Origin of the sequence: Paenibacillus sp. HJGM_3 (assembly GCF_045062745.1) — a bacterium.
Classification (GTDB): domain Bacteria; phylum Bacillota; class Bacilli; order Paenibacillales; family NBRC-103111; genus Paenibacillus_AA.
In genome coordinates this window covers 110358-124542 of record NZ_JBJGED010000024.1, presented here as the reverse complement: position 1 = coordinate 124542, position 14185 = coordinate 110358, and the positions used below count along the sequence as shown (strand labels likewise).

The 14185-nt window shown below is 54.0% G+C and carries 25 protein-coding genes and 1 riboswitch; of the genes, 22 read left to right on the top strand and 3 right to left on the bottom strand.

The window, feature by feature from the left end; all coding sequences use genetic code 11:
* The 8 genes from ACI5FR_RS24115 to ACI5FR_RS24080 form a co-directional block, all read left to right on the top strand.
* The coding region (locus ACI5FR_RS24115; protein WP_405459133.1) for a hypothetical protein at positions 1-194 on the top strand (194 nt) is incomplete at its 5' end.
* A 94-nt stretch (positions 195-288) separates the two neighbouring features.
* Positions 289-474 (top strand): hypothetical protein, encoded by a 186-nt coding sequence (locus ACI5FR_RS24110; protein ID WP_405459143.1) that lies wholly within the window; start codon positions 289-291, stop codon positions 472-474.
* 132 nt (positions 475-606) lie between these two features.
* Positions 607-828, top strand: a complete 222-nt coding sequence (locus tag ACI5FR_RS24105) for a hypothetical protein (protein WP_405459131.1) — start codon at positions 607-609, stop codon at positions 826-828.
* Positions 829-947: 119 nt separating this feature from the next.
* A complete protein-coding gene (locus tag ACI5FR_RS24100; protein WP_405459129.1) occupies positions 948-2417 on the top strand; it encodes a hypothetical protein in 1470 nt (489 codons plus the stop codon).
* Positions 2418-2431: 14 nt separating this feature from the next.
* The gene (locus ACI5FR_RS24095) at positions 2432-2887 is read left to right on the top strand and encodes a hypothetical protein (protein ID WP_405459126.1); all 456 of its coding nucleotides are present in this window, start codon (positions 2432-2434) and stop codon (positions 2885-2887) included.
* A gap of 12 nt (positions 2888-2899) precedes the next feature.
* Complete coding sequence (locus ACI5FR_RS24090) at positions 2900-3583, top strand: hypothetical protein (RefSeq protein WP_405459125.1); 684 nt, start codon at positions 2900-2902, stop codon at positions 3581-3583.
* Between the two features lie 13 nt (positions 3584-3596).
* A complete protein-coding gene (locus ACI5FR_RS24085; protein ID WP_405459123.1) occupies positions 3597-3890 on the top strand; it encodes a hypothetical protein in 294 nt (97 codons plus the stop codon).
* Between the two features lie 14 nt (positions 3891-3904).
* On the top strand, positions 3905-4039 hold the full coding sequence (locus tag ACI5FR_RS24080; RefSeq protein ID WP_405459122.1) for an XkdX family protein: 135 nt from the start codon (positions 3905-3907) through the stop codon (positions 4037-4039).
* 182 nt (positions 4040-4221) lie between these two features.
* On the opposite strand, the gene ACI5FR_RS24075 is transcribed toward ACI5FR_RS24080, so the two are convergent.
* Positions 4222-4383: a ribbon-helix-helix domain-containing protein gene (locus ACI5FR_RS24075; protein ID WP_405459121.1), complete on the bottom strand. Its 162-nt coding sequence runs from the start codon at positions 4381-4383 to the stop codon at positions 4222-4224.
* Between the two features lie 111 nt (positions 4384-4494).
* Between ACI5FR_RS24075 and ACI5FR_RS24070 the strand changes: the two genes are divergently transcribed.
* The 10 genes from ACI5FR_RS24070 (at position 4495) to ACI5FR_RS24025 (ending at position 9310) form a co-directional block, all read left to right on the top strand.
* A complete protein-coding gene (locus ACI5FR_RS24070; RefSeq protein ID WP_405459118.1) occupies positions 4495-4659 on the top strand; it encodes a hypothetical protein in 165 nt (54 codons plus the stop codon).
* Positions 4646-5488 (top strand): tyrosine-type recombinase/integrase, encoded by an 843-nt coding sequence (locus ACI5FR_RS24065; RefSeq protein WP_405459141.1) that lies wholly within the window; start codon positions 4646-4648, stop codon positions 5486-5488. The genes ACI5FR_RS24070 and ACI5FR_RS24065 overlap by 14 nt, the downstream gene beginning before the upstream one ends.
* Before the next feature lie 49 nt (positions 5489-5537).
* Positions 5538-6002, top strand: coding sequence for a phage holin family protein (locus ACI5FR_RS24060; protein WP_405459116.1), 465 nt, complete (start codon positions 5538-5540; stop codon positions 6000-6002).
* Positions 5999-6778 (top strand): glycoside hydrolase domain-containing protein, encoded by a 780-nt coding sequence (locus ACI5FR_RS24055; protein ID WP_405459115.1) that lies wholly within the window; start codon positions 5999-6001, stop codon positions 6776-6778. The genes ACI5FR_RS24060 and ACI5FR_RS24055 overlap by 4 nt, the downstream gene beginning before the upstream one ends.
* Positions 6779-6898: 120 nt before the next feature.
* Positions 6899-7663 carry a DUF4352 domain-containing protein gene (locus tag ACI5FR_RS24050; protein ID WP_405459113.1) on the top strand — a complete coding sequence of 255 codons (765 nt, stop codon included), beginning with the start codon at positions 6899-6901 and terminating at the stop codon, positions 7661-7663.
* A gap of 116 nt (positions 7664-7779) precedes the next feature.
* Positions 7780-7977: a hypothetical protein gene (locus ACI5FR_RS24045; protein ID WP_405459112.1), complete on the top strand. Its 198-nt coding sequence runs from the start codon at positions 7780-7782 to the stop codon at positions 7975-7977.
* Positions 7978-8232: 255 nt separating this feature from the next.
* A complete protein-coding gene (locus ACI5FR_RS24040) occupies positions 8233-8532 on the top strand; it encodes a YolD-like family protein (protein ID WP_405459111.1) in 300 nt (99 codons plus the stop codon).
* Between the two features lie 70 nt (positions 8533-8602).
* The gene (locus tag ACI5FR_RS24035; RefSeq protein WP_405459109.1) at positions 8603-8809 is read left to right on the top strand and encodes a helix-turn-helix transcriptional regulator; all 207 of its coding nucleotides are present in this window, start codon (positions 8603-8605) and stop codon (positions 8807-8809) included.
* 79 nt (positions 8810-8888) lie between these two features.
* Positions 8889-9059 (top strand): hypothetical protein, encoded by a 171-nt coding sequence (locus tag ACI5FR_RS24030; protein WP_405459108.1) that lies wholly within the window; start codon positions 8889-8891, stop codon positions 9057-9059.
* A complete protein-coding gene (locus ACI5FR_RS24025; protein WP_405459106.1) occupies positions 9050-9310 on the top strand; it encodes a DUF7667 family protein in 261 nt (86 codons plus the stop codon). The genes ACI5FR_RS24030 and ACI5FR_RS24025 overlap by 10 nt, the downstream gene beginning before the upstream one ends.
* A 115-nt stretch (positions 9311-9425) precedes the next feature.
* A riboswitch (cyclic di-GMP riboswitch) is annotated at positions 9426-9515 on the top strand.
* 89 nt (positions 9516-9604) lie between these two features.
* Here the strand turns inward: ACI5FR_RS24025 and ACI5FR_RS24020 are convergent.
* On the bottom strand, positions 9605-9820 hold the full coding sequence (locus tag ACI5FR_RS24020) for a helix-turn-helix transcriptional regulator (RefSeq protein WP_405459104.1): 216 nt from the start codon (positions 9818-9820) through the stop codon (positions 9605-9607).
* A gap of 81 nt (positions 9821-9901) precedes the next feature.
* Between ACI5FR_RS24020 and ACI5FR_RS24015 the strand changes: the two genes are divergently transcribed.
* The 3 genes from ACI5FR_RS24015 to coaD all read left to right on the top strand — a co-directional run bounded on the left by ACI5FR_RS24015 (position 9902) and on the right by coaD (position 11555).
* A complete protein-coding gene (locus ACI5FR_RS24015) occupies positions 9902-10189 on the top strand; it encodes a hypothetical protein (RefSeq protein WP_405459102.1) in 288 nt (95 codons plus the stop codon).
* A gap of 276 nt (positions 10190-10465) precedes the next feature.
* Positions 10466-11059: a 16S rRNA (guanine(966)-N(2))-methyltransferase RsmD gene (rsmD, locus tag ACI5FR_RS24010; RefSeq protein ID WP_405459100.1), complete on the top strand. Its 594-nt coding sequence runs from the start codon at positions 10466-10468 to the stop codon at positions 11057-11059.
* Positions 11046-11555, top strand: a complete 510-nt coding sequence (coaD, locus tag ACI5FR_RS24005) for a pantetheine-phosphate adenylyltransferase (RefSeq protein WP_405459099.1) — start codon at positions 11046-11048, stop codon at positions 11553-11555. Before rsmD ends, coaD begins: the two co-directional genes overlap by 14 nt.
* On the opposite strand, the gene ACI5FR_RS24000 is transcribed toward coaD, so the two are convergent.
* The gene (locus ACI5FR_RS24000) at positions 11548-12852 is read right to left on the bottom strand and encodes a nucleoside recognition domain-containing protein (RefSeq protein WP_405459097.1); all 1305 of its coding nucleotides are present in this window, start codon (positions 12850-12852) and stop codon (positions 11548-11550) included. The genes coaD and ACI5FR_RS24000 overlap by 8 nt on opposite strands.
* Before the next feature lie 107 nt (positions 12853-12959).
* On the opposite strand from ACI5FR_RS24000, the gene ACI5FR_RS23995 reads away from it, so the two are divergent.
* Positions 12960-14117, top strand: a complete 1158-nt coding sequence (locus ACI5FR_RS23995; RefSeq protein ID WP_405459095.1) for a YlbL family protein — start codon at positions 12960-12962, stop codon at positions 14115-14117.
* Positions 14118-14185 lie beyond the last annotated feature (68 nt).

The window sequence follows — 14185 nt, the reverse complement described above, 5'->3', positions numbered from 1 at the left end:
TCGAAACAGCAACCGAATATATCTTCACCGTGACGGATGGAACGGAAGAAAACACGTTCATATATCCATTCGGTAAAAAACCGCTTGCTGGCGTGACCTTGGCAGATCATCAACAATCATGCAAACGAGAAGCTATTCTTCTCGCTCAATATGAGATCGATCAGAAGCAACCTCCGACACCGATCAATATCTAACTAACGAAGTTCGTATGCTTATTAGTGTGTATAAGTATGTATTGATATTCATCCGCGAATGACCGACAATTATTACCATAAGGATGGTGGTAATGTGGCGGCCATGAAACGGCAAAACATCACTCTGGACCCGGAGGTTTTCGAGAAGTTCTGCGAGATCGCCGGGAGAAAGGGTATCAAAATTTCAACCTGGATTAATCAGCAGATGAAGGAATTCATCGAGGAAGAGGAAGCCAGGCAGGCAAGACGAAGAGAACGAATGGAGAGGGACGCCGACTAGGGCGTCTCTTTTCTTACTGGAGGGTGCCATGAGCATACTCGGCAAGCTGCTCGTTGCGTTTATCATTACAAATGGCATATTCGCAATATATCTTGATTGGCGCATTATAAAGCAAAAATGGGAGGAACTACGATGAAAGCAACAATCAACGGAATCCAAGTTGAGGGCACGCCGCAGGAAATTGCGGAGTTTCAACGGATGCAGAATGAACGGATCGCGATGAAGCCGTACACGAATCCGTATGGTCCCGCCGTTACGCCGTACTGGGAGGTCCATCCGTACCCAGGTATCATCCCGCGGAAGTGGGTAGAAGTCACTTGTGGCTCTGATTCCACGACAACCACAACAAATTGACAAGGTATCCATTCGTCTTTATGAATGCAGATTAGTGGCGATAACTGGATACAAGTATCTAAAAATGGATATAATTTACAAACGAAGTTCTATAGTTCAACAAGGAGGTGAGCGTTCGCATGCCAATCGATGACTACTATTACCTAAGTCCTTATCAATTCTTCAAGCCGGAATATGTGCGATTTACCATCAACGGCTCCGAAGTGAAGGTCCTGGTCAACACGCTGTCAATCGACGACGTGATCGGCGAGCGCTCCACCGCCTCGTTCGTGGTCAAGACCGACACGGCGACTCATTTCCAGCAAGGGCAGCCGGTGGAGATTTACGACGCCGATCTTAACGTGATTTATGCCGGTGTGATCGACAAGCCGAGTGAGAAGCGGATTCCCGGTCAAGATATCTTGCTACATTCCATCCAGTGCAAGGATATGCACTATCTCGCAGACAAGCGGATCGTCGCAAAGGCCTACGAGAGCACCCTGGCCGGGGATATCGTCCAGGACTTGATAACGCTGAAGCTCGCAGCGGAGGGCGTCACAGCCGGCACAGTCCAGAGCGGGCCGACGGTTAATGAGGCGGTTTTCAATTACATTCCTGTGACAAGGGCAATTGAAGCTCTTGCTGAGAAGGCCGGTTATATCTGGTACATCGACTTTGACAAGACGCTTCACTTCAAAGACCGTGCAGCCAACATTGCTCCCTGGACCGTAACCGGCGCTGACGTTCTTCCCGATGTCGCGGTAGAGCATGGGAACCCGAAATACCGGAATTATCAGTACATCAAAGGTGGCACGGACATAACCGATCCACAGACCGAGGAATTCAAGGGCGACGGAAAGCAGAAGTCATTCAGTACCGGCTTTAAGATTGCCAAGGTGCCGACGGTCAAGGTTAACGCGATCGCACAGACGGTCGGAATACGTGGTGTTGAAACCGGCAAGCAATGGTACTGGTCGAAGGGGGAGAACGCAGTCTCGCAGGACGACAGCGGCACGCCACTAGCTACAACGGATACCCTTTCTATTACGTACCAGGGCGAGTTCAGCGTCATCGTTATCAGCAAAGACCAGGACCAGATTATCAACCGCCAGACGGTCGAACTGAACAGCGGGATCAACGAAGACGTCGAGGATGAGCCGGAGAGCACGAACCGGGAGGCCGCGTTTCAGAGTGCGGCGGCGAAGCTCCAGAAATACGCAACGATTGGCCGGCGGGTGAAGTTTCGGACGAAGCGTAGCGGACTGGAGGCAGGCCAGCTCGCAACGGTCAACTTGCCGGAACACGGTCTGGGCGACGCTGAAATGCTCATCGAGAGCGTTCAGATCAGCGACAACGGCGGCGAGATTTTTTACAGTGTGTCGGCGATCGAAGGTCCTGAGATGGGAAGCTGGACGAAGATGTTTGAGCGCATGGCGACGCGCGGCCAGGCGTTTGTCATTCGCGAAAACATCAATACGCAGGAGGTCCTGATCACACTCGAGGCATTCAGCGAATCGGTCACGTGGACCGAAAACGTGGTGCAAAACGTGTATGCTTGCCCGGTGCCATCCACCGGGCTATTTCCGTCGACGACGCGGTTTCCGTGCTGAGAGGGGGATCCGATTTGATAAGTGAAAAAGTAGGCTGGCACGGCCGGATCAAGGTCACGATCACATACCGGGACGGTAGCGTCGATGTCGAAGAGTTCGACAACCTCATAACCAACGCTGGGAAGAATCTTCTGCGCGATGCGCTGCAGGTTTTTACCGACTGCGAGATCAAGTACATGGCATGGGGGAGTGGGACGACAGCGCCTGCCGCGACACAAACGCAACTAGTTTCCGAGGCGGGCCGCAAAGCCGTCACACGCCAAACTGCAGGCGGGACCGGTGTAGGCGTGACGACGGTGTACTTGGCGCCTTTCGACGCGAACGTGCAGATCCAGGAGCTCGGATGGTTTGCGGGGGCCACGGCTACGAGCGCGGCGAACAGCGGGGTGATGATCGCTCGTGTTTTGTTCAGTCGATTAAAGAATAACTTGGAGTCGATTCAGGTGGATCGGACTGACACGATCACTTAGGGGGTGTAGGGCTTGGCTTATACGAAAACCACGTTTAATGAAGGCGCGGCACCGGGCATAAGTGCGGCCGAGCTCAATAAAATCGGGGACGGGATCGCGGCAGCTGCATCAACTGCCGATTCAGCTCTTTCGACTGCACAGAGCGCACAAACGACAGCAAACACCGCGAACACAACGGCCAATGCTGCTCTTCCAGCGTCCAGTTATACTGCAGCTGACGTGTTGGCAAAGGTCAAAACGGTTGACGGAGCAGGCAGCGGGCTAGACGCGGATACGGTTGACGGCATTCAAGGTGCCAACATCATTACGACAACGGGTGGGCAGACGATTGCGGGATCGCTTAGAGCTGACGGAGGGTTTAACGTTAACGGAACGCAACAAGCTCAAACCCGTCTGAACGGAAGCGTACTCGAATTTTGGAACGGGAGTGGGTGGACACCAGTGGGAGGAATTAAAAGCGTACAACGAGGGACTGTAAACTTTCCTAGTAATACCTCTGGTACGGCTTTCTTGGATATAACCATTTCTACCGTGAACACAGCCAAAACTTTTGTCAATGTTGGTAACTTGAATAACCTGCAGTCCTTTGCAGGTCGCGTCCGGTTCGAGCTTATAAACAGTACAACCATTAGAGCGCCTTACGTTAACAACGGAGGCGCTGTGGACGTCACTTATGAGGTTATCGAGAGCTATTAATAGGGGGTAAAACATGTTTAGATACGCGCAAATCGACATAGCTACTGGAGTATGTATAGCGATTCTCGCGACTCCTGTAGAGATCGAAGAACTGCCAGAGCACATGATTCCTCTGTCGGAAGGTGAGTTTGTAAACCCTAGAGATACCTACGAGAACAGGACTTGGGTCCCCGCGCCTCCACCAGAACCCGTTCCTCCCGGGGAAACGGTGGAGCAGAAATTTGCCCGGTTAGAAGCGGATAATGCGAACTTAAAATCCCAAAACGCAGAAATTATTTTAACACTAGTCATGAATAATCTCATGTAAAGGGGCGGGTATACATGGACTGGTACAATACGGTGAAAGAGTACTACGATCTTGGATTCTACACCAAGGCTCAAGTCGCTGTGTTTGTGCAAAAGGGAAAAATCACTCCCGCACAATACCAAGAAATCACAGGTGACGTGTACGTGTGATGGTTCAAGGGGATGGCCTACCGCCAAGCAGACACCATCCCCTCTTTGCTCCCTGCCCATAGGGCAGCAGAGAGCATTTTTAATTTTAGCAACAATTCAAACATTGGGGAATGGTACAAATGGCCCAGCTATTCGCAAATACCTAGCGCCAGCGTAACCAATGCAAAAAGGCTCTCCATCGGTTAAGATTGGGGAGCCTTTTGTAATCCCATCGCCACGAGCTGCCGAATCGCCTCGTTTCGGTTTTTAAGCTTATTATCGTGCCAGAATTTCTCAATTTCCTCGATCATTTCAATAGGGAAAGTCACTAGGATCTGACTATTCTTGTCCTTATCAACGGCCACAGAAAAACACCCCCTTTTCGTATTATAAGTTATATAACCTATATTGACAACTGGCAACGGTCGAAGTATATTAGTTATATAACTTATACAACTTAGTGGAGGGATACGTTTATGAAGACATCTGTCCAGCGTATCGCGTACTACACGCGTAAAGCGGCAAAGCTCTCTGCCGACAAGGGACGTCGCCCCAACTCGTTGCGTTATCGACGGCTGATGGCCTACAAGGCAGCCCTGAACAAGCGGCTGGAATCGGGTGAGCGGCATGCTCCTCTCTGAAGCCTGGTCATCGTATGAGTCCGAAAAGCGTATCGAAGGATACTCACCGCACACCTTGAAGGCTTATCGCATTCAAAGCAATTTGTTTATCCGGCACATTGGCGATGTGGAGATGACTTCCGTCACCCTAGAGCAGTTGAAGGCATATCTGGCAAAAGATGCAGCTCGTCTAAAGCCGGCCAGTCTCGGTCATCGAATTCGTTTCCTCAAGTCATTGTTCCGATGGGCGATGGATGAGGGTCACGTCTATCCTAATCCGACGGCAAAGCTGAAAGAGCCGAAGCAGGGCGGCCGGATCCCGAAGGCCCTCAACGAGGAAGATATTGAGCTGCTACGGGAAGCCTGCGAAACTCCTCTCGAGCATGCCCTGGTAGAAGTGCTGTACACGACCGGCTGCCGGATCGGCGAGATCGCCGGCCTGAATCGAAATGCAATGGATTGGGAAAAGAGGTCGATGGTCGTTCGGGGGAAGGGGGACAAAGAGCGCGAGGTTTATTTCACGACAAAATGCTCGATCTGGATGCGGAAGTATCTAAAGCAACGCAATGACACCGACTTAGCCCTCTTTGTTACCGAGCGAAATCCGCATCGGCGAATGAGCATAGCTCAAATCCGGTACGTCATCAAGCGTGTGGCCCGCCGCGCGGGAATCACCGTAAACGTGTATCCGCACAAGCTCCGGCATTCCTACGCGACGCACCTTCTGAATAACGGAGCTCCGCTTGAGGCGGTACAGGAGTTCTTAGGGCATACCAAGTCGGAGACGACGCGGATCTACGCGCAGCTGAGCGGCGAGCGCCGGCGGGAGTTGTACCGTAAATACTTTTAAAGAGCACACCCCGATCTGATCGGGGTTTATTTTATTTGGGACGGTGACGATGATGACCCATTTGAAATCCTTTTTCATGCAGGTATTCACGGCCGCAACGGCCAACAACGGGAAGGAGGCCGCATTCGCCGGCTTCTTCTCTTCTATTGCCCTCTTTGCTACAAATTGGCTCGGAGGATGGGACGTCGCGCTGAAGGTGCTCCTGTACCTAATGGCCGCGGACTACGTGACCGGCGTCCTCGGCGCGATCCGGACCAAGACAGTGAACAGCGACGTGATGTTCTGGGGCGGGATTCGTAAGGTCACACTCCTATTTGTGATCGGTCTGGCCACCCTCCTTGATGAGTGGGTGGGCAATGGCGTACCTGTATTCAGAACGGCTGCCGTGTACTTCTATGCTGGTAGAGAAGGGCTATCGGTGGCCGAGAACCTCGGCACACTTGGCGTCCCCCTCCCAGGACTGATCCGTGATTACCTGCAGCAGTTGAACAAGAAAGGGGAGAGCAAGCAATGATGCAGGGCATTGATTGCGCGACGCCGCTCACCCCTGAGCTAGCCGCCAAGTTTAAGGCGAGCGGATGCGAATTCGTTTGCCGATACTTGGTCCCCTCAGGATGGAAGGCGCTCACGCGGGCTGAGGCTGAGGCGATCAGCGGCGCCGATATGCAGGTCATATCGGTATTCGAAACCAGCGCGGGGCGACCGCTTGGTGGCTATGAGGCGGGCCTGCAGGACGGTGCGACAGCGCTCCAGGTTGCCGCTGAAGTCGGCCAGCCGCTCGGGAGCTGCATCTATTTTGCGGTTGACTTCGACGCTACTCCGGAGCAGATGTGGACGATCATCGACTACTTGCGCGGCTGTCGTGAGGCGGCTCCGGGGTACTCGATCGGCGTGTATGGCTCGTATAATGTGATGATGGCGCTCGGAAACGCTGGGGCCGCGGATAAGTATTGGCAGACCTATGCCTGGAGCGGAAATCGGCGAGCGGACTTCATCAACCTGTTTCAGTACAAGAATGACGTGCCTGCCAACGGAATTCAGGTGGACCATAACATGGCTTACGGCGATGAGGGTGGGTGGAGTCTCGCGAAGCCAGAGCCGCCGGCGAAGAAGACCGAGTTCAGTGACGTCGAGGCCGGCCGCTGGAGCGAGGACGTGATTTGGGTTGTCAACTATCACGGCATCATGACCGGGTTTGAGGACGGGACGTTCCGGCCGGAGCAGCCGGTCACGCGGGAGGAGCTGGCGGCAGCTCTTAACGCGCTCTATGCGAAATTCTTAAATGGATGACTTACGCCCTGTCGACTTCGGTTGACGGGGCTTTTTTCTTTTATAGACAGAATCTTGAAACTTCCAGTATAATCAATCCGTATTCAAACTGATGGATAATGATGGAAGGGGAAAAACGGAATGAAGAAGAAGCTTATGTTAGTCTTGGCCGGTGCTGCAATTTCAGTCTCTTCTATGTCGATCGGTGCTTATGCAGCTTCAAACCTGGAAGAAATCTCGGCCTATTTGAACAAGGGATTGAAAATCACGCTAAATGGTAAAGCGTGGACACCAAAAGACGCGGACGGCAATGTAGTATACCCGATCACCTATGACGGCACTACATATCTGCCGGTCCGCGCAGCTGGGGAAGCTCTTGGATTGAAGGTCGGTTATGACGCCGCGACTGAAACCGTACTACTCGGCGAGACTCCATCCGCAAAAGGATCGTCACGACAGAACCCCGCAGTTAAGGGGGATACGATATTATTTGCTCAGAAGAACTTCATGGACGATATCGAAGGGACTGTGAAGCTACAAGAAGTTGTTCGCGGTGATCAGGCGTGGAAAACGATCCAAGCAGCGAATAAATTCAATTCCGCACCTAAAGAGGGTAATGAGTATATCCTCGCAAAAGTGGAGATTAAAATAACCAAAAATGCGAAGCAGGATGCAGCAGTCGACATTAACCCTACTCTATTCGAAGCTATTTCAGCAGACGGCAAAAAATACGATAATTTTATATCGGTGGTCGTCCCTGATCCCAGCATCGATACGGATCTTTATGTAGGAGCGATCCACTCAGGATGGATCGCATTTGAAGTGAGTAAGACTGATACCGCTCCTCTGATGGCTGTTACCCGGAATTACGATGGGACGGGCGGCGCCTGGTTTAAATTGCAATAATCGACTCCCCGCTAGCTTCGGCCGGCGGGGCTTTTTTTTTATTATCACTATTGAATGGGAATATATGTTCGCCTTATAATGGGAATATACGTTCCCATTTTTCGGAGGTGTTCGCAGTGGAAAAGTATGTAGGCCGTATTGTGGAGATCATATACCAGGACCGGGGAGGCAATCTCTCTCAGCGCCGGATCAGGGTGGAGAGCGTCAAGGATGACAAGGTCAAAGCATTCTGCTACACGGCCGGCGCGCCGCGTATCTTTACCACTACGAACATTCTCGCCGCGATGCCGGCAGCTCGGGGGGCTGCTGGATGATCCCCGATTCAGATCGGAAGCAGGCTCGAATCCTTTGGAACTTGACCCATGGGGCGTGGGCACCGCCCGACTTTTCGCGGCTCTGCCGGATGACCGGGAGAACAGAGGCGCAGATCCGGGAGAGCATGAAGCTTCTTCTTAGGGAGCAATGGATTGAAGTCCGCCCGGGACAACTCAGGGTATTACGAACAGAAGAGGGATGGCGATGAGATGGGCAAGAAACTTGAAAATAACGGATTATGGGAGTCGTCGCGAATGATGCTACCACAGCACAAGGAACAATCGCTCAGACAAGCGCAGGAGTGGAAAAAGCGGAAGCGACCCACGATAGACGCGCAGGAGCAGGAGCGCATCCTCCAGGAGATCGGCCAGGCGCTCCAGGGGAAGACAACGGTCACACTGACCTTGTTCGAAGAATACGAGGATCGAGTAATATCCGGCGTCCCGGTCAGCTACAGCCAGCACCGCAAAACGCTCAGGATGGAGATTGAGGGCGAGCCGGAATGGATCCACTTTGACGACATTATCAGCGCGGCCGGTCCAGACTACTACTGACAAAAGCTCCTATAATTCATCGGAGGAATCGACAAGCATTTGTGTCGAAGTCTCTGGTGAGGTGATTGGGATGATAAAGAACAGACTCAAGGAGTTACGCCACGATTATAGAATGAATCAGGTCGAGTTCGCAGAATTTTTGGGACTAGCCCAGCAACAGTATAACCGTTATGAAAATCAAAAATCACAGCCAGACCTTGAAAGGGCCTTATTGATAAGCGAAAAACTCAACAGGCCAGTAAACGAGATATTCTACATTGAAAATACAATTGTATAGGTTTATTTTACTACCGGACAGGCAACTTATTGAAATCGCTGCATACATTGTACTATCAACCGAAAAGGAGATGGTCAGTATGCAGAAACAAACCGTTTATCGCATTCGCTATACGATCGACGGCCGCGTCAAAGCGGTACACGCCACAGAGGAATCGGCACCCGACCCGGAGAAGGAAACCCTTGCCGCTTGGTACGTCATCGTGCTCGGGGCGTTGGCGATCATGGGGTGGTGTTCACTGTGGGCATAACCGACTCCCCGATCATCCAGCGGATCGCGCAGCTCCGTGCCGCTCAAAAGAGGGGCGGCCTCGATCCGGTCCAAACCAAGGAGATGGACCTTTGCCTCGACTGGATCGAAAACCAGTGTTGGACGCAAGCGCTGCTTTGCAATTTTTCTTTGATGGCATCGATGACGAACGACATGGATTGGCAGCACGAGATATGCCATGATATCGATTCAGGAACAAGAAAAAAGCCGGGCCACTTGGGCACCGACTAAGAACATGCGATATATACTATGTGAATTATCAGAAAATAATGCTAATTTGCTATTGATTAAATGGGCAGACAGTCCTATCATAATCTTACATCACGTGACATATCTTGCAAATTCATTCCGAAAATGGCAAAACCGATGAAAGTCGGCGACGCAAAGCTATAGGGGCTAAACGGGGGTCATGACCGCACGCCAGCCAGCTGCCGAAGATGAGGTGATTACAATGAGGAGTTTTGCTTAAGGCATACCTTAAGGCTCAATCCAAGGAGGAGCATTAAAATGCCCACTACCGTTTGCCTAGTCGGGTTCATATATCCACTCTGCGAGATCATCCATATAACAGTCGAAAAAATCAGCAGTCATTTTCATCTGCACCACCGTAAGTTTCTCTTTGTTATTACACACCTGAGAAATAAATGCTTCGGAAACTTTTAGATGGCGAGCAAGATCGACTTGTTTCTTCCCGGTCTTTTTGAACCATTCAGGCAAACGGCTCCTCATCCGAAGAGCCATTCTACACCTCTTATTTTGTTGTCATGAAGAAGTATACACCCAAAGGCTTTATTCGTTCAAGATGAGGAGGGCCCAAACCGAATGATGATGGAATGGCTTGAACCTAAAATTAAGGATCGGATCGATCATGCCGTCGATAACTGTTGCGATGATCACCGAGTTAAGGACCTATATAATGAATACATGAGAGTTCTGCATGAGAAATGTCCGGAGCTGGTTATTGATTTAGAGTACCTTTTCAATGCATCTTTTCGCCTTGGAGCAGACTTGGCCTATCGAAACGGATTTCGAGATGGAATTGAATTAGGAATGGATGTCTCGAGAAAATTTGCTCCCAATCTGCACCCAACAAACAACCGGACAAAATAAGCAATAAAAAGAACCCGCAGAGCATAAGGCTTTGCGGGATTAATTTTTTGGTACCTGCTTGCGCAGGTACCTCATGGGAGAGGAGAAACCGGACGAAGAGCTTATGGGGAAACGTAAGTCTTCTCCGCGGTTGTCTACGACACTTTCATGTCGATAGCTTCATTGTTACCCGATTGGAGACGTTTATACATGCGGGTTGCAAAATTTTGTGAACCGTTCGAAGAATATGGTACGATAGCTTCATGAATTTGGGACCAAGGGTGAGGGACAACTATCGTGAGAGTCATTTCGGGCACGGCAAAGGGCAGGGCGCTCAAGGCGGTCCCCGGCACGGGAACGCGGCCTACGACGGATAAAGTGAAGGAAGCGATCTTCAGCATGATCGGCCCGTACTTCGACGGAGGGCAGGCGCTCGATCTGTACGCGGGAACGGGCGGCCTGGGCATCGAAGCGCTGAGCCGGGGGATGGACCGCGCGGTATTCGTCGATGGGGACAAGCGGGCTCTGGACGTCGTGCAGCACAATTTGCAAGCCACCCGCCTGGAGGAACAGGCGGAGGTGTACCGCAACGACGCGCAGCGGGCATTGAAGGCGCTGGCGAAGCGGGATGTTCGGTTCCGCCTCGTCTTCCTCGACCCGCCCTACAAGCTGCGGACGATCGAGACGATCGTGCAGTCGCTTCAGTCGCTCGCCTTGCTGGAACCGAACGCAACGATCGTAGTCGAGCATGAGACGGATTATGCCGTCGAGGAGCGGATCGGGCGAGCGTCTTGTATCCGGCGGGTGCAGTACGGCGACACTATGGTATCGATCTATTCGGTAAATACAATCGAAGAAGACGAGGAGGAGATGACGGATGAGCAAGCCTAAGCATGAATATACGGTGGCGATCTGTCCGGGCAGCTTCGATCCGGTTACGTTCGGTCACTTGGATATTATTAGCCGCGCGGCGGACATCTTCGACAAAGTAATCGTCACCGTGGCGACGAACAGCTCCAAGCAGCCGCTGTTCACCGTAGATGAACGCAAGCAGCTGCTGGCCGACGTCACGAGCCGCTGGCCGAACGTGGTGATTGACAGCTTCAGCGGGTTGCTGATCAACTATGCAGCCGCACGAGGCGCGAATGTGATCGTCAAGGGCCTGCGGGCCGTATCCGATTTCGAATACGAATTGCAGATGGCGTCCGCCAACCATAAGCTGAACGAGAAGATCGAGACGTTCTTCATGATGACGAATCCGAAGTTTTCTTATCTCAGCTCGAGCATCGTGAAGGAGATTGCCCGCTACAACGGCCCGATCGCCGACCTGGTGCCGGATGCGGTGGCGGAGGCGCTGCTGCGCAAATTCAGCGCCCCCTCTACATAACTCGCCGGCGGCTGCGGCTTCCCCAAAAGCCTATGAACGCCGACAGTAGCCCCAGGGCCACGACCGTGATCAGGAGCACCTCCATGCGGGAGGTCACCGATTGCCAAGCCGCGATCATGTCCGTAGGCGAGAACCGCGACTCTGCCGCGGCTGCACCGCCCCCGTATGGCAAAAAGCTCGGCGCGACGCTCGGAATGAGGGAAGTGAGCGGCTTCCAGAGCGCGAACGTGAGCCCGAAGGCCAAGCCGCCGTGAAGCAGGCGCTGTACAAAGAAAGGCATGTAGCGCATGTCGGTATGGCGCACGAGCGCCTGCACTTGCAAATGCTGGGAGATGCCGCTCCAGCCGAGGGCGAAGCCGATGAGCGCCGCCTTCCACTCCAGCGAGGACGCGGCCAAGTTCAGCTGGCTGAAGGCGAACGTGCCGAGGTGCTGCTCCAGCAGGCCGGGCATCCAGTCCGGCGCCTCTGCGCTCGGATAGCCGAGCGCGTGCAGGACGGCGAACAGCACGCCGTTGACGTGGGGCGTGATGAGCGACAGCTGCAGGACGTGCAGCAGCACCGAGAACATGATGATGCACCCGCCGATGATCATAAGCGCCTGGATCGAGTTGGCGACGGCGTCGCCCAGCAGCTTCCCGAAGCCGCGGCCGTCCTTCAGCCTGGCATCGTGCATTTCGTGCACGAAGCGGACCCAGATCGATCGGGGGGGCCGCTTCGGCAAGGCGGCCTTGCCGAGCAGCCCGCGGCGCGGGGGCCGGCTGCCGGGGCTGCGGCGCAAGCCCATGAGGACGGCGGCGATGAGCGCCGCGATATAATGGACGACGGCGATCAGCACGCCGATCTCCGGCCGATGCAGGAAGCCGGCACCGATGACGCCCGTCATGAGGTACGGGCTGCTCAGGTGCGACAGCGCGAGCAGCCGCTCGCCCTGCTCGCGGGTGACGGCGCCGTCGAGCCGCAGCTGTCCGGTCGCCTGAGCGCCGGCCGGGCCGCCGGCGACGCTGCCTAGGGCGAGCGCCCAGCCGCTCGCCCCGGGCAAGCGGAATAAGAGCCGCATCAGCGGATCGAGCAGCACGCCGGCTCCGCTAAGGAAGCCGATGCCGCCGAGCAGCTCGGAGAGGATCAGAAACGGCAATAACGTCGGGAACACGAGGGTCCACCAAAGCGTTAATCCTTTCATGGACGATTGAAACGCCCGATCGGGAAACAATAAGATGCAGATCACGAATGAAGCGGTTAGAACCGCGAGCAGCACCGTATAGGGACGGCTTCGCGGATTCAACAGGCCGCGCGGCATAAGGCCATCTCCTCTATAAGAACAGGGTGGTACAAGTGTACGCGACGAGCCGGGCGTTTAGACCAAGCCTCCGGCCGTTCGCGGCATCGAAACAGGAGCGTGAGCACATGAGCGAAGACAGCCATGACGATCAAATCTACAGGTCACCGGTGCACGTACGGCGCAATCAGGGGCTTCGCCGATTCTTGCTATCTTTTGGCATCACGTTCGCGGTGCTGTACTTGGTCTATTTCGTCCAAGTTCCGTATTACATCTACCAGCCGGGAACGGCCGAGAGCATCAAACCGATGGTGCAGGTGACGAAGCCCGACCCGATCGAGAACGGGACGTTCATGCTAACGACCGTCAGCCTCATTCCGAAGGCGAACGTTCTCAGCTTCCTGCTCGCCCAATGGGACGAGAACGCGGAAGTCCAGCGCAAACGGGACGTGCTGAAGGGGCAGAGCGAGCAGCAGTACATGCAGCATCAGGAAATCGTCATGCTGGAGTCGCAGAGCAACGCGATTCAGGCCGCCTACAAAAAGGCGAACGTCCCGTATCAGTTGAAAAGCGTGGGCGCGTACGTAGCCGAGACGAGAAAAGGGTTGCCCGCCGCGGAAGTGCTGAAGCCCGGAGACATGATCATTCGCATAGACGGAAAGCCTATTGAAGGCATCAAGGAGCTTCAGGCGGCGCTCGCAGACAAGAAGGTGGGCGACACTGTGGAGGTCGGGATCAAACGCGATGCGGATGAGCTCAGCTACTCGATCGTCCTGGCTGACGTATCGGCCGCGACGCCAGGGGCGGCGCCCACGGCGAGTCCGGGCGGCGCAGGGCCGAAAGCCGGCATCGGCGTGACGACGGCCGACATGCGGGCCGTCGTGCCGGAGCAGGCGGACAAGAAGGTGCAAATTCAGGCCGGTGAGATCGGCGGGCCATCGGCCGGCTTGATGTTTGCGCTCGAGATCTACAACCAGTTGACGCCCGGAGATTTGTCCAAAGGGTATCGCATCGCGGGCACGGGCACGATCGATCCGACGGGCAATGTCTGCTCCATCGGCGGGATCCAGCACAAGATCGTAGCCGCCGATCGGGAAGGCGTGGACGTGTTCTTCGCGCCGATGGACCGCAAGGCCGGCGAATGCGGACTCGGAGTCGACGTGGCGAACGCGAGCGACGCCTTGCAAAAAGCGAAGAGCATCGATTCGCGGATGAAAGTCATTTCTGTCGGGACGATCGGCGACGCCTTGAACTATTTGGCGACGCTTCCTGTGAAACCCTCTTGACAACCCGCGTTGCGAATTGCTCGAAAAGACAAGCTAAAGGTTGACAAAACACGACCGTCCTCGATATA